Consider the following 22,093-nt stretch of genomic DNA (forward strand, 5'->3'; position numbering starts at 1 on the left):
ATTCAGGTTCGGCGCGTCAATAAAGCAACCCGGCGCAGGATCAGGGACAATAGCCACCCACCGTATGCCCCGGGCTGCTGGCGGATGCCCCCATCAGGGGCCGTCGCGCGGCGCCCCATGCCTGTCTTCCTGCTGCTTTCCGGATCCGAATTGAATACCACCGCCCTGCCCCTTGCCGACGACGACCTGCCCCTGACCGACCGCCTGCGCACCGCGCTGGACCTGCTGGAGGCCATCGAAGCCGACCGCAGCGTGCTCGATACGCTGCCCGAGGCTGATCGCGTCCGCCTGCACCAGGTGGTGGCCAAGGTGTATCACCCCGAGCCCAAGGCCCGCCGGGCCAAGCTGAAGCAGCAGGCCAAGGCGCGGCATCAGGAGAAGGTGGCCAAGTCCGAGGCGCTGCTGGCACAGACCGGTATCCGCGCCCTGCGCCGCAAGCCGGTGTTCAGCACCCCGAACTACTTCCCGCCGCATGCGGCCGGCCTGCATGACGCCTCCAATGGCGAGAATGCGGCGGCCACGCCGGAGCCGGTGCATTCCCCGGAACTGCGCCACTGCTACGTGTGCAAGCAGAAGTTCACCCAGCTGCACCACTTCTATGACCAGATGTGCCCGGCCTGCGCCGAGCTGAACTTCGTCAAGCGCACCGAGACGGCGGACCTCACCGGTCGCGTCGCGCTGCTGACCGGCGGCCGGGTCAAGATCGGCTACCAGGCGGGCCTGAAGCTGCTGCGGGCCGGTGCCGAGCTGATCGTGACCACGCGCTTCCCGCGGGATTCGGCCGCGCGCTACGCCGAAGAGCCGGACTTCGGCGTGTGGGGCCACCGCCTGCAGGTGTACGGCCTGGACCTGCGCCATACCCCGAGCGTGGAGGCCTTCTGCAACGAGCTGCTGGCCACCCGTTCGCGCCTGGATTTCATCATCAACAACGCCTGCCAGACCGTGCGCCGCCCGCCGCAGTTCTATGCGCACATGATGGCCGGCGAAACCGCCGCGCTGCATGAGGTACCCGAGACGCTGCGCAAGCTGATCGGCGATTACGAGGGCCTGCGCAGTGCCGAACTGCTCGGCACCACCGCCTCGGCCGCGCTGCCGGTGGTCCAGGGGCGTGATTTCAACGCCGCCAATGGCCTGACCCGTGCCGCCGAGCTGTCGCAGGTGCCGCTGCTGGAGGACGAGCTGGTCGCCCAGCAGCATCTGTTCCCGGATGGCCGGCTGGATCAGGACCTGCAGCAGGTGGATCTGCGCGGCCGCAACTCCTGGCGCATGCTGATGGCCGAAGTGCCGTCGGTGGAGCTGCTGGAAACCCAGCTGGTCAACGCCATCGCGCCATTCATCATCAATGCGCGCCTGAAGCCGCTGATGCTGCGCACGCCTGAGCGTGACAAGCACATCGTGAACGTCTCGGCGATGGAGGGGCAGTTCTACCGCAACTTCAAGACCACCCGCCACCCGCACACCAACATGGCCAAGGCCGCGCTGAACATGATGACGCGCACCTCGGCGGCCGATTACCAGAACGACGGCATCCACATGAACAGTGTCGACACCGGCTGGGTGACCGACGAGGATCCGGCGGACATCGCGGCCAAGAAGGTGAAGGAAGAACGCTTCCATCCGCCGCTGGATATCGTCGACGGCGCCGCGCGCATCGTTGATCCGATCATCCACGGGTTCAACACCGGCGAACACGTCTGGGGTCAGTTCCTGAAGGACTACGCGCCGACCGACTGGTAACTGCATCCGGAACCACGTTCGGTGCGTATAGAGTGGACAGACGGCCGCTCGCGCCCCGCCCCCAGTCGATACGAAATGAGCCCCCCACCCTCCCCCCTGGATGAACGACGCGCGGTGCTTTGCGCCATGCAGGTCGACGGCGTGGCGTCGTTGCCCGCGCTGGACCGGATCACCGCGCTTGCCAGCTACACGTTCAACGCGCCGGTGGCCTTCGTCTCGGTCCTGGGGGATGTGGAGCAGCGCTTCATTTCCCGGATCGGGCTACCCATGGCGCAGACCGACATGCGCTCGTCGATCTGCGCCCACGCCGTCACCTCCGGCGGCGTTCTGGTCGTCCCGGACCTCGAGCAGGATCCGCGTTTCCGCGACAACCCGCTGGTGACGCACAGTCCCCACCTGCGTTTCTATGCGGGCGCGCCGCTGGTGGCTAAAAATGGCGTGGCCATCGGTGCGCTGTGCGTCATGGACACCCGCCCGCGCACCTTTGACGAGCGGGATCAGGAGCAGTTGGCCACTCTGGCCGAGCTGGTGATCGCGCAACTGGAACTACGCAACCTTTCCGGCAACCTCGACCCGACCAGTGGCCTGCCAAGCCGGCACCAGTTCCATGCGGATCTGCCCGGCATCCTCGCGCGATGCGCCGAAGGAACGGCGTATGCCATTGCGGTGGACATCCTCGACATTCCGCGGGCCAACCAGGTGGGCCAGGTGCTGGGCCTGCGCCCGCTGGAAGCCCTGATCCGGCGTGCCGGCGTCCGGCTGCGCACCGCGCTGGAGGACGTCGCGACCGTGTACCACGTCGGGGTGACCCGGTTCGCCTTCGTGGTCGAGATGCCGACCGCAGGCCACGTCGAGAGCCTGGTGCTGGAGCTGAGAACGCGCATGTTGCGTCCGCTGATGGCCGCCGCGGTCCCGATGTCCCCCCGTTTCCATGCCGGCATCTGTGCGGTCGATCCGGATGAAGAAGACAGCCACAACCTGCTGCGGCGGCTGCTGGTGAGCATGCATGGCGCGTTCGACGCGCGGCAGCCATTCTGCTGGTATTCCGCACAGCGCGACGAAAAGATGCACCGCGCCTACCGCCTGGCCTCGGATGCCGAACGCGGCCTGCAGAACGGCGACTTCCATCTGGACTACCAGCCGCGCTTCACCCTTGACGGTCGGCGCCCGGTCTCGGCCGAAGCGTTGATCCGATGGAACCACCCCACCCTGGGGCCGATAAGCCCGGGCGAGTTCATTCCGGTCTTCGAGCGGACCGCACTGATCGATGAGGTGACCAACTGGGTGCTGGACACGGCGCTGGATCAGGTCCGGGCGTGGCGCGCCCAAGGGCAGGACATTCCGGTCTCGATCAACCTGTCCAGCAGTTTTCTGTCCAATGCCTCGGCCTGGCATGACATCCGCAGCAAGCTTGAGCACAGGGCGCTGCCGTTCTCGATGATCGAACTGGAGATCACCGAAGGCGAATGGCTGCGTCCGGGGTCTCCGGCCATCGGCCACATCGCGGCGATGGCACAGGCCGGCATCACGGTGGCGATTGATGACTTCGGCAGTGGCTACAGCAATTTCAGCTACCTGTCCGACCTTCCCATCCACACCGTCAAGCTGGACAAGTCACTGATCGATGGCATCGCCAGCAGCTCGCGCGCCCGCGCCAAGGTCTCTGCCATTCATCATCTTGCGCACGAGCTGGGCTACCTCACCGTGGCCGAGGGCGTCGAGCATCAGGCGCAGGTGGATGTACTGGCCGCGATGGGGATCGACGAAGTCCAGGGCTACCTGCTTGCCCGGCCCATGGCGCCGGCCGCGGTGATGCAGGTGTTCGAACAGGCCGCGATCACACCGCGCCCCGTCAGAGTTTGAACACCTGCTGCAGCTTGCGCGCGAACCACCCGCTGAAGACCAGCGGCGCATCCAGCGCTGACACACAGATGCACGCCACACCGGGGGTGGTCACGGGCTGATGCTCGACGTCGCTGTCCAGATCGGCCACATCGCCGGGGGCGAAATGCCCCAGGGAATCGTCATAGGCGCCGCGGAGAATCTGGGTCAGCTCGCTGTTGCCATGGCTGTGCATGGGCAGGCATTTGCCGGGGGCGATCTTGAGCATGATCAACGACGGGTGCGCCGGTGCACGGATGCAGTGGACACCCGGCGCCATCCAGCGCCATTTCAGCGAGCGGTAGGACGTCCCGAAATGCGGTGCCAGCGCGGCCGGCAGTTGATCCGGATCGTGACCAGCGGCGCTGCGGACCACCGTGTCGTCATGCACGCCACCCGCAGGCGCGGCAGTATCCAGGCGCTCCAGCATGGTCTGCCGCAGTGCGGCCTGGCGATCCTCTGCCGAAGGCGGCGACAACTGCTGCTCCAGCAGCAGCCCGCCCACCCGTTCGGCCGAGCGCAGGTGCTGCCGGCAGTGGGCGCAGGCTTCCAGGTGCGCGGCGGCGACCACGGACATTTCCGCGGCCAAGGTCCCGGTGGCAAAGCCCAGGACGGTGGTCGGATCCAGATGGTGACGAGGGTTCACTGCCGCTCTCCCATCAAGGACTGCAGCTGAAGAAACGCACGTCGGATATGGGATTTCACGGTGCCCAGTGGCATATGCAGCTCGTTGGCGATCTCGGCGTGGGTTTTTGCTTCGAAGTAGGACATCCGGATCAATCGGGCCTGCGTTGCGGAGAGTTCGTCCAGCCGCTGCTTGAGCCTGACGTGCTCGGTATGCCGTTCGGCCAGCGAGCCGCCACCGTCCTCTTCCTCCGCCGCCTGCTCGACCACCTCATGGGCATGCACCCAGATATGTTCGCGACGTACCCGGTCGATATGCAGATTGCGCGCCACCCGATAAAGCCACGTGCCCAGGCTGCTGCGCGCCGGATCATAGAGCTCGGCCCGGTTCCACAGTTTCAGCAGTACTTCCTGGGCCAGATCCTCGGCCACGCCATCGGGCGCCCCCAACCCACTCAGGTAGCGGCACAGGCGCGGCATGAAGTGATCGTAGATGCGCATGAAGCACTCTCGATCGCGCGACGTGGCGACGCCGGCCATGTCGGCCTCCCAGGTTTTCAGCTCCGGGCTGGGTTGAGCGGGAACGGCAATCATCCGGGCAGCCTCGAACGGCGTCATCCTGGCGGTGGACGGGTCAGCGTCCATCGTAGGCGAGTTCCGGCAGATCGTGGACATGGGGTTCATGGCCGTGTTTACGGATGGCCGCGCGGTTTGGATGCACTCCCCCCTGCGCGTCGTGCGGGCGCCAGGTGTGGGCGCTGTGGCTTCACGCGATCTCAAGGCCGGCTGGACAAGACTCGCTGCCAGTCATCATCGCGGACCTCCCGGATTCATGCGCCCATCGAACGCTGAACTACCCTTCCCGATCATTCCCCTCCTGCTGCTCTGCATGGCAGGCTGCTCCAAGGCCCCGCAGGCGCCCGATGGGGCTGCCGCCGTCCCGCCCGACGGCCCTCCCAGCGCAGTCACGGCATCATCCGCGGTCGCTGAGGAAGACGCGCCCGGCGACGTACCCGCCTTTCCCGTGGTCCCGAACATCGTCGTCCCGGACATCCTCGGGGTGACGCCGGCCCAGCGAGCGCTGGAAACCTCGATGCAGTCGATCCTGGACCCGGTCGCCGGCATAACCGTCTCCCCTGCCCGCTGTGGCAGCGGTGGCGCGCTCATCAATGACGGGGGCATCACCCGCGTGGACGAGTCGGGGCAGCTGATGCGCAACGGTGATGAGGGCATCTTCATCATCAATGCGGACGGCAGCGGCACCGCCAACTTCGAGGGCGGCCTGGTCCGCGTCAACGCCGATGGCAGCGGCACCATCAACGGCACGGCGGGCGGCAGCGGGGATGGCGAGGGCGCCATCATCCGCGTGCAGGCCGATGGCTCGGGCACCTATAACGGCCCTGCCGGCCTGATCAGCCTGGATGGCAAAGGCGCAGGGACCTGGAACGGCGACAGCGGCCTGATCACCAACAATGGCGACGGCAGCGGCACCTGGAATGGCCCGCAGGGCCTGCTGCGCATCAATGCGGACGGCTCGGGCACGTGGAATGGCGAGGCGGGCCTGATCACCAATCATGGCGACGGCACCGGCACCATCGGCCCGCCCGCACGGGCAGTGAAGATGCCGCCGATGCCGCGACTGCAGCCTGCCGGTCGGTTCCCACCGCTGAAGAAATTCGCACCGCCGGGCGCGCCGTGCGGCTACCTGATCACGCTCAACGACCGCGTGCTGTTCGATTTCGACAAGGACGACATCCGGCCCGATGCCAGCCACCTGCTGGATACGCTCGCCACTGCCTTGACCGGGGTGGGCGCGAAACGGATGGACGTCCGCGGTCACACCGATGCCAAGGGCGATGACGCGTACAACCAGGCGCTGTCCGAGCGCCGTGCGTCGTCGGTGGTGAACGCGCTCAGGCAGCGCGGCGCGGCCCAGGACGCCACGGCCACGGGGTTCGGTGAATCCGAGCCGGTCGCCCCCAACCAGTTGGACGGCAAGGACAACCCCGCCGGGCGTCAGATGAATCGCCGGGTGGAGATATTCGTACGCACGTAACGCACTTCGCCGCTTCATCAACGCGGTTGCACAGGAGATACGCATGAGAAAAACAGCATTCGCTGCACTAGCCATCATGGCCTCGGTGGCAGGGATCCCGCCGGCGGGCGCCCAGGACTTCAGTCTGGGCTACGACGTCGACCGCTTCCCGGCCAAGACGCTCAGCCTGCAGGCCTGCCGCAGCGCCCTGTCGCGTGGTGCGACCGCCGTGGGTTACACCACCCGGGTGGACCAGGACCAGAAGACCCTGGTGGTGCATGTCTCCGCCCCGCCGGGAGACGGCCGCTCGCTGGTCGCCTATTGCGTGACCGCAGGCGACCAGACCGTGTTTCTGATCCAGGCCTTCGACTACACCCGCCCGAACAGTCCAGAGGTGGACCGTATCAAGGCACGGGTCGCCGCCGAGGTCAGGAAGGCGGCTGGGCGGGGCTGAATGCTCGCCCGCCCGCATCAGCGACGATACTAGACGACCGGTCAGATGTTGCGTATCGTCAGGGCCATGAAGAAGCCCGCCCACGAAACGCGCCAGCACATTCTCGACGTCACCCGCGCGCTGATGACCCGCAAAGGGTATACGGCCGTGGGCCTGGCCGAGGTCGTCGCGGCTGCCGGGGTGCCGAAGGGCTCGTTCTACTATTACTTCAAATCCAAGGAAGAGTTCGGCCTGGCCCTGCTGGACGAATACTTCTCCGCATACCTGGCCACGGTCGATCGGTTGTTGACCGCAGAGGGCGCCGGCTCGGAGCGCCTGGTGGCGTACTTCCAGTACTGGAAAGATACGCAGGGCTCGGATTTCCCCGACGACAAGTGTCTGGTAGTCAAACTCGGCCCGGAGATGTGCGACCTGTCCGAGGACATGCGCACGGTACTCAGAAAGGGCACCGACGCGATCATCCAACGCATCACCCGTTGCGCCGCACGCGGTCAGGCCGATGGCTCGATCTCCCCGGCCATCCCCGCCCCGGAGCTGGCCGAATCGCTGTATCAACTCTGGCTGGGCGCCTCGCTGCTGGCCAAGCTCAACGACTCCACTACCCCGTTCGACACCGCACTGACCGCGTCACGCACCCTGCTGTCGTGACCGGGTTTTACCTGGTTACTAGACGACCGGTCACATATAAAGGTTCACTTTCCGTGATGGACAACACGTCCCGTTCCGATCTCTTCGCCCCCACCCACATGGGTGCACTCCAGCTGGCCAACCGTATCGTCATGGCGCCGATCACCCGTAGCCGCTACGGCGAAGACGGTGTTCCCCATGCGCTCCACGCCACGTATTACGCCCAGCGCGCCAGTGCCGGGTTGATCGTCGCCGAGGCGACCAACATCTCGCCCCAAGGGCGCGGGTATGCCGCCACACCCGGCCTCTGGAGCGATGCGCAGGTAGCCGGCTGGAAACAGGTCACCGATGCGGTGCATGCCGCCGGCGGAAGGATCGTCAGCCAGCTCTGGCACGTCGGGCGGTTCTCCAGCGTGGCCTTGCAGCCCGATGGCCAGGCACCGGTCGCGCCGTCGGCGATCAAGGCCGAGGGCGACACCTACACCGCCGATGGCTTCGTGCCGGTTTCGATGCCGCGCGCGTTGGAGACCGATGAGATCCCCGGGATCGTTGCCCAGTTCGAGCTGGCTGCCCGCAATGCACAGCGCGCCGGCTTTGATGGTGTGGAAGTCCATGCGGCCAACAGCTATCTGCTGGACCAGTTCCTGCGTGATTCCACCAACCATCGCACCGATGGCTACGGTGGCTCGATCAAGAACCGCGCCAGGCTGACGCTGGAGGTGACCGAGGCGGTCGTGAACATCTGGGGCAGTGACCGCGTCGGTATCCGCCTGTCACCCGTCACCCCGGACGCGGGCAACACGCCGCCGGACAGCGACGTCATGGCGACCTACGGCTACCTCATCACGCAGTTGAACCGCTTCAACCTGGCCTATCTGCATTTTGTCGAGGGCGCAACCGCAACCTCGCGCAGCGTTCCGGAGGGCGTCGACCTGGATGCCTTGAGTGCCACGTTCAACGGCGCCTTCATCGGCAACAACAACTACGACCTGGAGATGGCCATCTCGCGGCGTGCCGAGGGCCGCATCGATGCGGTCGCGTTCGGTCGTCTGTTCATCTCGAACCCGGACCTCGTCGAACGCCTTCGCCGCGGTACGCAGCTGACCATCGCACCGCGCGAGTCCTATTACGGCGGCGGCGCCAAGGGTTACACCGACTGGCCCACTGCAACCGAATGATGCTGCGCCCCCTCCCCCACACCACATCCCAACCCCCAGAGGATTCACCATGAGCAACCCGACCTACGTCCAGGACTACAACGCCATCGTCGACGTACTGAATCAGTACAACGAGGGCGGCAAACAGGCCAAGAGCAGCATCATGAGACCTGCCTTCAGCGAGCAGGCCACGATCTTCGGCGTTGATGCAGACAATGCACTCGTCGGCGGCCCCATCCAGGGTCTGTTCAACACGATCGACACGGTATTTCGTCCATCGCCTGAGGCACGCGCGGCGATCGCGCGCATCGACATCGTCGGCACGGCGGCAAGTGCCCGGGTCGATACCGACGACATCTCCGGCTTCCGCTTCACGGATTTCTTCAATCTGCTGAAAGTGGCGGGTCGCTGGACGGTCGTCAGCAAGATCTACCACACACACACCCGCGCCTGAATCGGGCAGAGACACCGTGCAGGCCGTCGCGATGGCCTGCACATCCACCACGCGACATGGTCTTAACCCACGCTCTTTATGCTGACCATCCCCGACCGGTCATGGGTCGCGATCATGGAATGGAGTGCTGATGAAGACGTTGTGTGCCGCGATGTTCGCAAGCTGCCTGCTCGCCACCAGTCCGGTGGCGTTTGCCGAAGTGGCCAACCTCACCAACAGCGCCGACGGTGCCAATCGCGATGCAGGTATCGCGGCGGTGAAGAAGAAGCTGCAGGATGCCTGCACCGACCGCAAAGGCACGCCGGATATGGACTCGTTCGAAGTGGTCTTCGAGAAGACCAGCGAGAACCCGAATGTGCCCAAGCCGTACTACGTTGACGGCAAGCTGAAGTGTGACCTGCCCGGTTGATCGGCCCCGGGCGGCCGCACACGCTGCCCTGCCCCGCCCTGGCGCACTACCGGCGGACTGGCTGCTGATATAGTGCGGTGAGCACGATGGGCACGGTGCCCGTCCACGAATCGCAGGGAGTGGGTCATGGGTCTTCGTCAGGCAGTGGCAGGGGCAGTCGGTGGTGTTCTGGCCGACCAGTGGAAGGATTTCTACACCGTGCCGACGGGCCTGCCCTCCACGGCAGCGCTGTTCGCGGCGGTGCCGCGTGGCACCAATGCCGGGCGCGGCTCCAACACCAGCGCCTCCTCCAACATCATCACCAACGGCTCGAAGATCGTCGTGCCCGAAGGGTACGGCCTGCTGCTGTTCCAGGACGGCGCGATCACCGGCTTCGTCGCCGAACCGGGTGGCTATGAATGGCGCTCGGACGATACCAATTCGCAGTCGATCTTCGCCGGCGACGGGTTCGTCAGCCCGCTGATCAAGCAGAGCTGGGAGCGCTTCAAGTTCGGCGGCCAGCCAGGGTCGCAGCAGGCGGCGTTCTTCGTCTCGCTGAAGGAACTGCCGGACAACCGTTTCGGCACGCAGTCCGAAATCTACTGGGATGACGGTTTCCTCGGCACGCAGGTCGGCGCGGTCACGCGCGGCTCGTACACGCTGAAGATCGTCGATCCGATCCTGTTCGTGAAGAATTTCGTGCCGGCCAGCTACCTCCAGCCCGGCCAGGTGTTCGACTTCACCGATCTGGACAACGCCGCCGCCAGCCAGCTGTTCAATGAAGTGGTGGGCTCGCTCGCGCCGGCCTTCAGCCTGTATACGAACGATACGGGCAAGGGCAACCGCATCACCAAGCTGCAGCAGGATTCGCTCGGCTTTGCGCAGAGCCTGTCCGCTGCCGTCGAGCAGGGTTACCAATGGAAGTCCGACCGTGGCCTGGCCATCGTCAAGACCGCCATTGTCTCGATCGAGTACGACGCCAACACCCGCGAGCTGCTCAAGACCGTGCAGCGCGCCGATGCGCTGGCCGGCTCGCGTGGCAATTCCAACCTGCAGGCCAGTGTGGCCCAGGGCATCCAGTCGGCGGGCGAGAACGGCGGCGCGGCCGGCCTGGTCGGCGTGGGCATGGCCTCGGGCATGCTCGGGGTCGGCGGCATGCAGCAGCCGGTTGCCCCGGCGGCGGACGATCCGGTCGCCAAGCTGAAGAAGGCCAAAGAGATGCTGGACCTTGGCCTGATCACCCAGGACGACTACGACAAGCTCAAGGCCAAGGCGCTGGGGCTGTAAGACACCGAGCGCACCGACACCATGTCCGACCCCAAGATGCCACCGCCGATCCCGGCGGTCCCGCCGCCGTTGCCGCCCTCTCCGGCGGCGCCGGTCACCGGCCCGGGCTCGCCCCGGGAGGTGCCGCCGCTGCCGGGCAGTTTCCCGGTGGATCCAGCCACCCTGCCCCAGCCCATCCGCGATGAGGTACTGGCCCCGGATCCGGTGGCGCTGGACACCTCGGCGGCAGAACTCAAGGATGGCCTCAACCGCTGCCCGAAATGCGGCTCCAGCGATATCCGGCTCAAGCTCGGTAGCGATCTGCTGATCTGCCAGTTCTGCCGTCACGAATGGCACGGCGACCGCGTTGAGGAGGCCTTCGGGTTTGGCGAAGGGATCGATCAGCTGCGCGGCACGGTCATTGCGTCCGGTGCACGCGACATCGAAGCCGATACCGCCAGCCTGATGAGCTTCAAGTGCACCGGTTGCGGCGCCGAAGTCACCATCAACACCGAAAGTACGATGACTGCACGCTGCCACTGGTGCCGCCATGTGTTCGGGGTCAACGAGCAGATCTCCAACGGCGCGGTGCCCGATGCGGTACTGCCGTTCCATATCAGCAAGGACGATGCGGTCGCGCGGATCCGTCAGTTCGTGGACAAGCGCCGCCTGTTCGCGCTCAAGGCGTTCAAGGACCAGTTCACGCCGGAGAACGTCACCGGCGTCTATCTGCCCTACATGATCGTGGACAGCAATGTCAGCGCCAGCGTGTCCGGCAAGGGCGAAATCCAGACGCGGCAGTACACCCGCGGAACCGAGAAGAACAAGAAAACGTACTACGACGCTGATATCTACCAGGTGGATCGCCAGGTGGATTTCACTGTGGACGATCTCACCATGGAATCCTCGGCCGAGCGTGGCAACCTCGATACGCAGACCAACACCAACAACATCATCAACGCGATCCTGCCGTTCGACACCAAGAACGCCCTGAAGTGGAACGCCTCCTATCTGGCCGGTTTCACCTCGGAAAAGCGCAACGTGGACGTCGAGACGCTGCGCCCGCGCCTGGAAGACCAGCTGCTGTCGATCGCCCGCGCGCAGGTGGAAGGCTCGGTACGCCGGTACGACCGCGGTGTGCGCTGGGAGCGTGAGCGGGTGGATGTGCACGGCACCCGCTGGGTCTCCATGTACCTGCCGGTGTGGCTGTACTCGTATCACCAGCCGGGCCGCAACGGCGGCATGCTCCACTACATTGCGGTGAACGGCCGCACCGGTGAAACCATGGGCAGCGTGCCGGTGCAGCAGTGGAAGCTGCTGCTGGCCGCGCTCACCACCGGCACGATCATTGAAGCCCTCGTTCTCTTCTTCCTGGTAGCTGCCGCATGAGCGATGACAGTGGACTCTGGCTGCTCGCCGCCGGCCCCGCCGGCGCGACGGCGTTGTACTGGGCGTTGTACCGGTACTACCGCAATACCGATAAATCACATGCCTTCGAGCACGAAACGACCATCGATGCCAAACCGGTGACCGGCGCGGATCGCAAGGTCGACACCATCACCGGTACGCAGGAACGGCGCATCCGTGGCGACAACGTGCGCGCGTACCGGACACGCGTTCAGCGCGACAGGGACAGTCCGCCGCCATTGTGACGCGTCACGGACGCGGCTCGTCGAACCCGGGCGGTATCATGTGGGGTCAGTTTTCCGTAGGACCCCACCATGCGCACGCTTTATCCCGCGATCACACCCTTCCGCACCCATCAGGTGGCGGTCGATGACCTGCACACCTTGTTCGTCGAGGAGTGCGGCACGCCTGACGGCATCCCGGTGGTGTTCCTGCATGGTGGGCCCGGCGCCGGCGTATCGCCCACCCACCGGCGCTTCTTTGACCCGTCACGGTATCGCATCGTCCTGATCGATCAGCGCGGCAGCGGCCGTTCCACGCCGTTCGGTGAGCTGCGTGACAACACGACGCAGCACCTGGTCGCCGACGTGGAGACCATCCGCAGCCTGCTCGGCATCGAGCGCTGGCTGGTGTTTGGCGGTTCCTGGGGCTCGACCCTGGCATTGGCGTACGCGCAGGCGCATCCAGAACGCGCCACCGGCCTCATTCTTCGCGGGGTCTATCTGGGCCGTGCCGAAGAGAACCGCTGGTTCGCCGAGGCCGACGGCGGTGCGCGCTGGGTGTTCCCGGAGCGCTGGGCGGCCTACGAGGCGCATATCCCTGAAGACGAACGCGGCGACATGATCGCCGCATACTGGCGTCGCCTGGACAGCCCGGACCAAGCGACCCGCATCGCCGCCGCGCAGGCCTGGCTGGGGTGGGAAGATCACGCTGCCACGCTGGAACACGACGTCGGCGCGGTGTCCGGTGACGATCCGCTGCACACCCTGGCCAAGGCGCGCATCGAAGCGCACTACTTCCGCAACCATGCCTTCCTCGATCATGCGCAGCTGCTGCGCGATATCGACCGCATCCGGCATCTGCCGGGCGTGATCGTGCAGGGCCGCTACGACATCATCTGCCCGGCCCGTAGTGCGTGGGACCTGGCCTGTGCCTGGCCCGAGGCCTCGCTGCAGATGGTGGTGTCCGGTCACAGCGCAACGGAACCGGCGACCGCCGATGCCCTGGTGCGCGCGACGGATGCCTTCGCGGACGCGCAGTAAGGAGTCATCGTGGATTCGATCTATCTGGTGGTGGCGTTGGGCGCCATCGTGGCGGGCTTCGTGCAGGGCCTGTCGGGCTTCGCGTTCGGGCTGGTGGCGCTCTCCTTCTGGGCGTGGGTGCTGGATCCCAGGCTGGCGGCCACCCTCTCCGTGTTCGGTGCCCTGACCGGCCAGCTGCTGGCGGCCTTCACCGTGCGCCGCGGCTTCAATCTGAAGACCCTGCTGCCTTTCGTGCTGGGCGGGCTGGCCGGGATTCCGCTGGGCGTCTACCTGCTGCCCCTGCTCGACATGCACTGGCTCAAGGCGATCCTGGGCACCTTGCTGGTGCTGTGGTGCCCGGCGATGCTGCTGTCACGTCAGCTGCCGCGTGTCACGGCGGGTGGGCGCGCGGCCGATGGTGTGGTGGGATTTGCCGGCGGCATCATGGGCGGTCTTGGAGGATTCACCGGCACCCTGCCGACGCTGTGGTGCACGCTGCGCGGTTATGAGCGTGACGTGCAGCGCTCCGTGGTCCAGAACTTCAACCTGTCCATGCTGCTGGTGACCATGGGCACCTATGTCGGCACCGGCATCGTCACCCGCGAGATGCTGCCGATGTTCGCCATCGTCGCGCCAGCCATGTTGATCCCGACCCTGCTCGGCACCCGCCTGTACATCGGCATCAGCGACCTGCGGTTCCGGCAGATCGTGCTCAGCCTGCTCACCGTGTCCGGGATCGCGTTGCTGGCCTCGTCGTTGCCGGCGCTGCTGGGCTGGCGCTGAGGCCGCGCTGCGACAGCGGCAGACGGTTGCCGACGAAGTTGACCACGTTCTCCATCGCATCGGGGTCGACATTGCTCAGCCCGATCACCACGTAGCCGTTGCTGGGCACCACGATGAGCGCGGCATTCGCACCGGGCGCCCCACCCTCGTGGCCATACTGGTGCGGCTCGCCCTCGCCGCTCACCATGAAGCCGTAGCCGTACCATCCCTTGGTGTTCTGCGGTGAGGTGGCCGCATCCAACGCCGCGGCCGGGATCAGCCTGCCAGCGCGCAGCGCTTCGGCGAAGCGGAGCAGATCCTGGGCGGTGCTGTAACCGCCGCCCGCCGATGTACCGCGCAACGGCAGGGTCTTGGTCTCGCGCACCCACTGGCCGTCGTTCCGCGTGTACGGCACCGCGCGGCCTGGCACCAGGGTCGCCTCGGGCGCCGCTCCCGTGGAGGTCATGCCCGCCGGCGCAAAGATGTGCTGTTCGACGTAGGCGTCGTAGGACTGTCCCGATGCCGCCTCGATGATCGAGCCAAGCAGGATGTACCCGTAGTTGGAATACTGGTCCTGGGTGCCGGGTTTGAAGGCCGGGGCCGCAGCGCCATAGACGGGCCAATAGTCGGCCAGCGTTTTGAGCGATGCCTTCCGCGCCTCGAACGCCTCGTCGAAGATCTCCCCCAGGCCACTGGTGTGGTTGAGCAGCTGCCGGATCGTGACACCAGTGGCGACGGCCGGATTGGGGTAATGCTCCAGATGCTGGGCAATCCTATCGTCCAGTGTCAGCTTGCCAGCCTCGGCCAACTGCAGGATCGCCACCGCGGTGAAGATCTTGTTCAACGAGGCGAGCCTGAATGTCGTGGTGCTATCGACCGGAATACCCTGCTGCCGGTCGGCCAGCCCGCCCTGCCACGCCATCAGCACCTTGCCGTCCTGCGCCAGCAGAAAGGTGCCGGAGAGCTTGTCCTGTGCTGCCAGCGCATCCAGACGGGCACGGCTCTGCGCGATGAGCGCGGGCAAATCAAGCCGCGCGGGCTTGAACGCGTCGGGTATCGCCACGCCTTCCAGTTGTAACGTCTTGAGCCGCGGCCTGTTGGCAGGATCGATGGCCACGGTGATCAGCACCCCGCGGTCGCTCGATGTGCCGCGCACGATGGCCGCGACGGTATCAGGTGTCTCCACGGTTCTGGTCAGCACCTCGAACGGACCGAAGGTCTGGCGGATATCCAGATACCGCTGCGCGGTGTGGTCGATCCCGTAGGTCGACAACACCGTCTGCAGCGCTTCGCCATTGCCGTCGTTGTAGGCGGCCAGCCAGCGGGTGAAGATCTGGTTGGCCGAAACGGGGGCCGCCGGTGTAGCGGCCCAGGCGGTGGCGCTGAAGAACACCAGCGCATAGGTGAGCATTCTGATCAACAACATCCTGTCCTCCCGTCCACTGGGCTGCCGCCCGGCAGTCGGGTGGATTATGCATGCGGGCGCCTCATCCGCGCTGCATGCGCATCCAACGGGCAATCAACGTTCCCAACGCCACCGCGACGAGCATCCACCCGCCCAGCAGGACAGTCACTCCGATCCAGATGCTGCTCATGATCCCTTTCCTTGGCGTACTGCCGCTGCTTACCAGCGTGCGTTGAGGCCCAGCTGCGCACTCACACTGCGATAGCCAGCGTCGCCACGCTGCAGGCCGAGGTCGCCCCACGCCGACCAGCGCGTCCCCAACTGCAGCATCGCACCGCCGCGCACTTCGTAACGGTTCTTCGGCACCGCACCCTCGATCAGCGCATCGTCCATCCAGATCCGGTTTCCGCCACCCTCGTGAAGCCAGTGCGCAGCAACGAACGGCTGCACGCGGCGCTCCTCGGTGCGCACGTCACCACTCAGGCGCACGCCCAATCGAGAGGAAAGCCCCCCCGCGGCACCGACGGCGACCTGGGTGCCGTTGTGTTCGGTGATCCGGTCGGCACGATAGTCGGTGTAGGTGAGCTGCAGCTGCGGCTGCACCATCAGCTGGGTCCCGCTGCGCATCCGCATGGCCCACGCGTAGCCGGTCTCAACCGAAGCGGCCTGCGTCTGCGCGTCCTGACGCTCCTTCGCCAGACCGATGCCCTGCACGGTGTTGCGGTAGCGGCCATGCTGGACCCAGCCATCGGCGTACGCGCCCGTTCCTTCTGCCGGACGCTGCAGCCACGTCGCATAGATGCCCAGCGCACCGCCCTTTACCGTGCCCGTTGCCGCATAACCGCTCAGCCGCGAACGCACGTCGGTCGAGGCCTGCCCGGCCGCCAGCAGCACACCGGCGCTGCCCTGGCTGGCCCCGCCCCAATGCAACACATCCAGGCCGCCCATCAGTACCGTTGCACGGCCTGTCAGTGCCAGCTGCCCGGCGACATCCTGCCGGGTCTGGCTGCTGCTGACACGCAGCCAACCGGCACCGCGCACCTCGTCCATGCCGTCAGCACCATTACGGTCCTGCAGCCGATGCTGGAACAGGGACACGGCGGCCGCCTGGTTGGCCAGATAGGCGCCCGCTTCGGGCCGCACGATCTGCGGCGGCGGCGGGCGATCACAGGCGGTGTCGCCTTCCGCGGCTTCGCAGGGATCCGGCGGTACGATGCCGCAGCCGGGGCCAGTGGGATCGGCCTCACACGGTTCCGGCGGCGGTGCGATGACGCAGCCTGGGCCAGTGGGGTCGGCCTCACACGGTTCCGGCGGCGGCACGATGACGCAGCCTGGGCCAGTCGGGTCGAGATCGCACGGGTCCGACGGGGTCGGGGTCAGCGCAGAGCGCAGGTACCAACCCCCATCGCCGGGCGTGGTGACGCCGCCCTTGTGCAGGAAATAGTCGTAGCTGCCCGCCACGGCCCGGCCGTTCAAGGTGTAAGCCGCATCGGACCGGCCATCGACCTGGATCAGCTGGATGCCGTTGCTCGTCTGCGCGCCCAGGCCGTGCACATTGTTGACCTGGATGCCCGCGCTGCCGCGGGTGTCGCCGCGCACGTGCAGGAAGTCGATCAGCGAGGTGTCATCGCCCAGCGCGCCGTTGAAGATCAGCAGCGCATTGTTCGCCTCGACGTCGCCGGACACGGTGAGCCGGTTGAAGCTGGTGCTGCCCGCTGCCGACAGGGCCAGGGTGCTGTCCTGCAGGTTCAGCTGGCCGACGCTGGCGTCCCCGGTGAGGGTCCAGCGGCTGTTGTCGGACAGTGCCACCTGGTTGACCGCGGTAGTGGCGCCCACCCAGTGCGAACGGCCGTTGAGGCGTACGCGGATGTCGGCCAATACCGGTACGCCGGCAGCGATGTCCTCCGGGGTGATTGCGATGTCGCCCTGCGCGTAGACATCCTGGTCCAGGTGGAGCTCGAACGGGCCCGAAAAAGCAGCATCCACATTCATCAACGTCCCATTGCCGCCGATCAGCTGGGCGCCGTTGCGTGCCGACACCTCACGCGCGGTACGCACCCACAATGCAGCATGGCGTTCACTGATCAGCGAGCCGCCATCGATATCCAGCCGGCCGTTGGCATTGACCACGCCTGCATAGGCCTCCAGGCCCTGGGTGCGCACGTGCGTGTCGCGCAGCGTCAGCTCCCCCGGGCCACCGCTGAGCACGCCGTAGCCCTTGGCGCCAGTGGTCAGCAGGGTGCTGTCGCGCAGGTGCACGGTGCCGCCAAGACGTGCGATCGCAGCAATGCTGCCTGCGCCGGTGGTGGTGACGTCGACGCCATCGGCTTCGAAGAGCGGCTGCGTCCCACCCGTGTCGTAGGACGCATACAGACCATGCGCCGAGGCGCCACCGGTGCGCATCGTCAACCCATCCAGCGTTGCAATGCCTTCGCGATTGTCGATGCCCACCGCACCATCGCCGCTGGTGGTGATGCTGCCACGAAGCATGGTCAAGGTAGATGCACTGGGCATCCAGATGCCGTTGCGCCGGTTTGCAGTGATCTCCACGTCGCTCAGCCGCACATCGCTGAAGTCGCCGTTGATGTTGATCCCGTAGCCCCCGGCCGTGATCGTCGTCCCGATGATGTCGGCCCGGCTGTTCGCCCTGAGGTAAACACCATCGCCGCGCTCGTGGTCCGAGCGCAGTGCGCTGTTCTCGATGCGCAAGGTGCCACCGCTGAGTTCAACGCCCATGGCGTATTCGCCGGCGACGTGGAGATCGGAATTGATCAGCGACAGCGTAGCGCCCCCCGCCACCCGCGCCCCGGCGCTGCCATCGGCTGCGGTGCTGACCTGCACGTTGTCGCCCTCGATGCGTCCACCATTGAGCGCATACAGGCCGTCAGAGTAGCTGGCACCGGTCTGGATCCGTGCATCGCGCAGCGTCACCACTCCGTTGTCTGCCATCACGGCGTGGGACCGGTCACCGCTGGTCTGGATGCGGCCTCCCACCATCTCCACCTGCGCAGTGCCGGTGGCCACCAGCCCGTGCGACCCGCTACCGGTGGTTTCCAGCGTCGTATTGCCCATCACCAGCGTGCCCGAATCGACCTGCGCCGCCGTGCTGCCCCGGCCACTCGTGGCGACCCTGGTGCCCTGCCCGCCAGCATCGGCCTGCAGCTCGATGCGGCCGCCCGTGGCGACAGAAAGCCCAACCGCACTGGCCCCCGAGGTGGTGATGTCGCCCGCAGCGAAGATGAGCGTGCCAGCGCTTTCGGCGCGGGCGGCGGCCGTATTGGCACCGGTGGCGGTAAGCGATACGGGCCCGCCGGAGCCGATACTGCCGCCATTACGCGCGTGGAAGACATACCCGGCGGCTCCGTCATCGGCGGACGCATAGCTGCCTGAGATGACGTCGAGCGGGTGACCATCGGCGACGACCGGCCCCAGGCTCTGGGCCAGGACGGGCCCGCTGCACGCCCAGGTCGCGGCAATGGCGAGCGAAAGCGGGCGCAGACGGTTCAGGCGACTGGGGGTGCGAGTGATCATGTGGGGATAGCCGGTCGTTATGAAGCCGACGACTTTAGGAGCGCTGCCCTCTTGAAGATATGCAATTAGTTGTAATGTCACAGACGCCGGCATGTCCTTAACGCGACGATCTCCGCCCAGATCGCGAGAGACGCGGTGCCATACAGGGCTTACGCTTGCCCCGTCGATGCCCATGGCTCCATCCGCTCCTGATCCTGCCTCCATGACCACTGAAACCGCTGCCCCGCCCGTCCTCCCCACCGATCCGCTCACCCCCGCCCCCAACCAGGGCTTTGCGATCCGCATCGTGGGTGCCGCAGCGTTCGCGCACCTGCTCAATGACATGATCCAGGCGGTGCTGCCGGCGGTGTACCCGATGTTCAAGAGCGAGTTCTCGCTCACCTTTGGCCAGATCGGCATCATCGGCCTGGTGTACCAGGTCACGGCCTCGCTGCTGCAGCCGTGGGTGGGCATGTACACCGACAAGCGGCCGTTGCCGTATCTGCTGCCCTCGGGGATGATCGCCACGTTCGTCGGCATCGCGCTGATGGCGATGGCCACGAGTTACGAAATGCTGCTCATCGCCGCGGCCATCGTTGGCATCGGGTCGGCCACCTTCCATCCGGAAGCCTCGCGCGTAGCGCGGATGGCCTCGGGCGGTCGCTTCGGTACCGCGCAATCCACGTTCCAGGTCGGTGGCAATACCGGCTCGGCGATCGGGCCGCTGCTCGCCGCCGTCATCGTGATTCCGCATGGGCAGCGTGCGATCGCCTGGTTCATGCTGGCGGCCGCATTGGCCATCACCGTGCTGTTCCGCCTCACCGGTTGGACGGTGCAGCATGGTCAGGCCAAGATGAAGAGCCTGGCCAAGAGCCATGGCGTCGGGCTGAGCCGTGGCAAGGTGATCCAGGCCATCGCGGTGATCGCGGTGCTGATGTTCGCCAAGTTCGTGTACATCGCCTCGTTCACCAACTACTTCACCTTCTACCTGATCGAACGCTTCGGCCTGAGCGTGCAGCAGAGCCAGATGTACCTCTTCATCATCCTGGCCTCGGTCGCGCTGGGCACCTTCATTGGCGGCCCGGTCGGTGACCGGATCGGTCGCAAGGCGGTGATCTGGATTTCCTTCCTGGGCGTGGCGCCGTTCGCGCTCGCCCTGCCCTACGCCAACCTCATGGGCACCGCCGTGCTGGCAGTGGCCGTCGGGCTGATCATGTCCTCGGCATTCGCCGCACTGGTGGTGTATGCGCAGGAAGCGGTGCCGGGCCGCGTGGGCATGGTGTCGGGCCTGATGTTCGGCCTGATGTTCGGCATCGGCGGTATCGGTGCAGCCGGGCTGGGCAACCTGGCCGACGCGCATGGCATCGTATGGGTCTACCACTTCACCTCGTACCTGCCACTGCTCGGGCTGGCGACGGCGTTCCTGCCGAAGACGACGATGCACTGAGGCGTTTGCCTCAGTGGAAGAACTGACTCGGCAGCTGGCCGAAGCGCTTTTTGAACATCGCGGTGAAGGCGCTCGGACTGGCATAGCCCAGCGCGAGCGCCACGTCGATCACCTTTTCGCCGTGCGCCAACTGTTCCAGTGCACGCAGCAGGCGCGCCTGTTGCCGCCATTGCCCGAAGGTCATGCCCAGCTCGCGTGCGCACAGGCGCTGGATGGTTTTGACATCCACGCCGAGGCGGCCGGCCCAGTCCTGCAGGGTGGACGGATCGTCGGGCATGGATTCCAGCTGCCGGCCGATCGCCTGCAAACGTGGATCGGCGGGCTGCGGCAGGTGCAACGGCAGTACCGGCAGCATCTGCAGCTCATCCAGGATCAGCTGCATCAGTCGCCCATCGCGCGAATCCGGCCGGTACGGTGGCGGCACCTCCATCGCGGCATGGATCAAGGCCGCCAGCAAGGGCGTCACCGACACTGTCGATGCACTGGCCGGCGGGTGGGCGATCGCCTGCGGCAGGATGTACAGGCTGCGCATGCCGACCGCGCCGATGCAGCTGACCTTGTGGCCCATGCCGGCCGGGATCCAGATCGCGCGCGTGCTGGGCACTACCCAGCGCCCTGCCCCGGCCTGGACCACCAGCACGCCGGTTTCGGCGTAGACCAGTTGATGGCGGTCTGGATGATGATGCAGCGCGATGATTGTACCGGCGGGATACTCGCGCGCCCGGCAGAACACGGGCGTTTCCGGGCCGGCCGGCAGGCGTTTGCCTTCGCCGACGCTTGGGGCGATGTCCCTTTTCCGATATGGCATGCCAATATCCTCGCAAACGACCTGCAAGGGGACTCTAGCGTGTCCGGTGTGTTTTCGATATCGGGCCAGTGCGGCTATCGGGGTCACGTTGATCGTGCATTGACTCTCGTCGCGTCACAGTCAGCACTCGTTCCGGACCGGAAAAGGCGTCTCCATTGCGTGCAGGGTCATGAAAACGTGGACGGTACTGCCGCGGCGCTTCTATCAACGCCACCCGACCGAGGTGGCGCCCGAGCTGCTGAACAAGCTGCTGGTGCGTGATGACGGTCGCGCCGGACGCATCGTGGAGGTCGAGGCCTACGCAGGTGACCAGGACCCGGCGGCGCACTCGTATCGCGGCATGACCGCGCGCACCGCCACGATGTTCGGTGAAGCCGGTCATCTCTATGTCTATTTGAGCTACGGCATGCACTGGGGCTCGAACGCGGTGTGTGGCGACGTCGGCCAAGGCTGGGGCGTGCTGCTGCGGGCGTTGGAGCCCGTCGCCGGGTTGGCGCTGATCCGAGAGGCGCGCCCCGCTATCAAGCGTGATCGCGATCTGGCCAGCGGGCCGGGACGGTTGTCGCAGGCGATGGGCATCAGCAAAGCCTTGGATGGCGCAGATCTGGTGCGCGATGACCGCGGCATCTGCATCGTGTCCGATGGGGTGCAGCCTCCTGGGGATCCACTGGTGGGACCGCGGATCGGCATCAGCAAAGCGATTGATTTTCCATTGCGTTGGTCCGTGCGAGACCACTCGCATGTATCGAAACGGGCGACGATGTCCAGCGCCAGATAGCAACGCGAACGCGCGCAGGAAACAGTGACGCACGGTGCGCAATTTCGGGTGTCCCTCACCCGATTCGCATCACATTCGATATGCACGATGTATCGGGAACCCGCGTTCACGA

20 protein-coding genes are annotated in these 22,093 nt (G+C 66.0%); 15 read left to right on the plus strand and 5 right to left on the minus strand.

Annotated features, from left to right (window positions below):
• Positions 1-117: 117 nt before the first annotated feature.
• Together ACWV8V_RS05925 and ACWV8V_RS05930 are read left to right on the plus strand one after the other, a co-directional pair.
• Entirely contained in the window at positions 118-1,737 is a 1,620-nt protein-coding gene (locus ACWV8V_RS05925) for an SDR family NAD(P)-dependent oxidoreductase (protein WP_428999391.1), read from the plus strand.
• 75 nt (positions 1,738-1,812) lie between these two features.
• A complete protein-coding gene (locus ACWV8V_RS05930) occupies positions 1,813-3,600 on the plus strand; it encodes a putative bifunctional diguanylate cyclase/phosphodiesterase (RefSeq protein ID WP_455899204.1) in 1,788 nt (595 codons plus the stop codon).
• On the opposite strand, the gene ACWV8V_RS05935 is transcribed toward ACWV8V_RS05930, so the two are convergent.
• Positions 3,590-4,264 (minus strand): ChrR family anti-sigma-E factor, encoded by a 675-nt coding sequence (locus ACWV8V_RS05935; protein WP_259260015.1) that lies wholly within the window; start codon positions 4,262-4,264, stop codon positions 3,590-3,592. The genes ACWV8V_RS05930 and ACWV8V_RS05935 overlap by 11 nt on opposite strands.
• Entirely contained in the window at positions 4,261-4,887 is a 627-nt protein-coding gene (locus tag ACWV8V_RS05940) for a sigma-70 family RNA polymerase sigma factor (RefSeq protein WP_455899205.1), read from the minus strand. The genes ACWV8V_RS05935 and ACWV8V_RS05940 overlap by 4 nt, the downstream gene beginning before the upstream one ends.
• Before the next feature lie 187 nt (positions 4,888-5,074).
• Here ACWV8V_RS05940 and ACWV8V_RS05945 point away from each other — a divergent pair, with 187 nt between their 5' ends.
• From ACWV8V_RS05945 to ACWV8V_RS05995, 11 genes are all read left to right on the plus strand, one after another.
• Positions 5,075-6,298 carry an OmpA family protein gene (locus ACWV8V_RS05945; protein WP_455899206.1) on the plus strand — a complete coding sequence of 408 codons (1,224 nt, stop codon included), beginning with the start codon at positions 5,075-5,077 and terminating at the stop codon, positions 6,296-6,298.
• A 43-nt stretch (positions 6,299-6,341) separates the two neighbouring features.
• Entirely contained in the window at positions 6,342-6,731 is a 390-nt protein-coding gene (locus ACWV8V_RS05950) for a DUF6180 family protein (protein WP_259260012.1), read from the plus strand.
• Positions 6,732-6,797: 66 nt separating this feature from the next.
• Entirely contained in the window at positions 6,798-7,379 is a 582-nt protein-coding gene (locus tag ACWV8V_RS05955) for a TetR/AcrR family transcriptional regulator (RefSeq protein ID WP_455899207.1), read from the plus strand.
• A gap of 56 nt (positions 7,380-7,435) precedes the next feature.
• The gene (locus tag ACWV8V_RS05960; RefSeq protein ID WP_259260010.1) at positions 7,436-8,536 is read left to right on the plus strand and encodes an alkene reductase; all 1,101 of its coding nucleotides are present in this window, start codon (positions 7,436-7,438) and stop codon (positions 8,534-8,536) included.
• 49 nt (positions 8,537-8,585) lie between these two features.
• Complete coding sequence (locus ACWV8V_RS05965) at positions 8,586-8,969, plus strand: nuclear transport factor 2 family protein (RefSeq protein ID WP_455899208.1); 384 nt, start codon at positions 8,586-8,588, stop codon at positions 8,967-8,969.
• Between the two features lie 130 nt (positions 8,970-9,099).
• Positions 9,100-9,378, plus strand: coding sequence for a hypothetical protein (locus tag ACWV8V_RS05970; RefSeq protein ID WP_259260008.1), 279 nt, complete (start codon positions 9,100-9,102; stop codon positions 9,376-9,378).
• Between the two features lie 126 nt (positions 9,379-9,504).
• A complete protein-coding gene (locus tag ACWV8V_RS05975) occupies positions 9,505-10,644 on the plus strand; it encodes an SPFH domain-containing protein (RefSeq protein WP_455899209.1) in 1,140 nt (379 codons plus the stop codon).
• 21 nt (positions 10,645-10,665) lie between these two features.
• Positions 10,666-12,012, plus strand: coding sequence for a TFIIB-type zinc ribbon-containing protein (locus ACWV8V_RS05980; RefSeq protein WP_259260006.1), 1,347 nt, complete (start codon positions 10,666-10,668; stop codon positions 12,010-12,012).
• Positions 12,009-12,275 (plus strand): hypothetical protein, encoded by a 267-nt coding sequence (locus ACWV8V_RS05985; protein WP_070474049.1) that lies wholly within the window; start codon positions 12,009-12,011, stop codon positions 12,273-12,275. Before ACWV8V_RS05980 ends, ACWV8V_RS05985 begins: the two co-directional genes overlap by 4 nt.
• A gap of 69 nt (positions 12,276-12,344) precedes the next feature.
• The gene (gene pip / locus ACWV8V_RS05990) at positions 12,345-13,292 is read left to right on the plus strand and encodes a prolyl aminopeptidase (RefSeq protein ID WP_455899210.1); all 948 of its coding nucleotides are present in this window, start codon (positions 12,345-12,347) and stop codon (positions 13,290-13,292) included.
• Between the two features lie 9 nt (positions 13,293-13,301).
• Entirely contained in the window at positions 13,302-14,054 is a 753-nt protein-coding gene (locus ACWV8V_RS05995; protein WP_152153127.1) for a sulfite exporter TauE/SafE family protein, read from the plus strand.
• On the opposite strand, the gene ACWV8V_RS06000 is transcribed toward ACWV8V_RS05995, so the two are convergent.
• On the minus strand, positions 13,993-15,444 hold the full coding sequence (locus tag ACWV8V_RS06000) for a serine hydrolase domain-containing protein (protein WP_455899211.1): 1,452 nt from the start codon (positions 15,442-15,444) through the stop codon (positions 13,993-13,995). The genes ACWV8V_RS05995 and ACWV8V_RS06000 overlap by 62 nt on opposite strands.
• 213 nt (positions 15,445-15,657) lie before the next feature.
• The gene (locus tag ACWV8V_RS06005; protein ID WP_455899212.1) at positions 15,658-18,969 is read right to left on the minus strand and encodes an autotransporter outer membrane beta-barrel domain-containing protein; all 3,312 of its coding nucleotides are present in this window, start codon (positions 18,967-18,969) and stop codon (positions 15,658-15,660) included.
• Positions 18,970-19,171: 202 nt separating this feature from the next.
• On the opposite strand from ACWV8V_RS06005, the gene ACWV8V_RS06010 reads away from it, so the two are divergent.
• Entirely contained in the window at positions 19,172-20,395 is a 1,224-nt protein-coding gene (locus tag ACWV8V_RS06010) for an MFS transporter (protein ID WP_455899213.1), read from the plus strand.
• Positions 20,396-20,405: 10 nt separating this feature from the next.
• Here the strand turns inward: ACWV8V_RS06010 and ACWV8V_RS06015 are convergent, their stop codons facing one another.
• Complete coding sequence (locus ACWV8V_RS06015; protein ID WP_455899214.1) at positions 20,406-21,203, minus strand: AraC family transcriptional regulator; 798 nt, start codon at positions 21,201-21,203, stop codon at positions 20,406-20,408.
• Positions 21,204-21,372: 169 nt separating this feature from the next.
• On the opposite strand from ACWV8V_RS06015, the gene ACWV8V_RS06020 reads away from it, so the two are divergent.
• Complete coding sequence (locus ACWV8V_RS06020) at positions 21,373-21,981, plus strand: DNA-3-methyladenine glycosylase (RefSeq protein WP_455899215.1); 609 nt, start codon at positions 21,373-21,375, stop codon at positions 21,979-21,981.
• Positions 21,982-22,093 lie beyond the last annotated feature (112 nt).

Source organism: Stenotrophomonas sp. Ker107b (assembly GCF_053847245.1).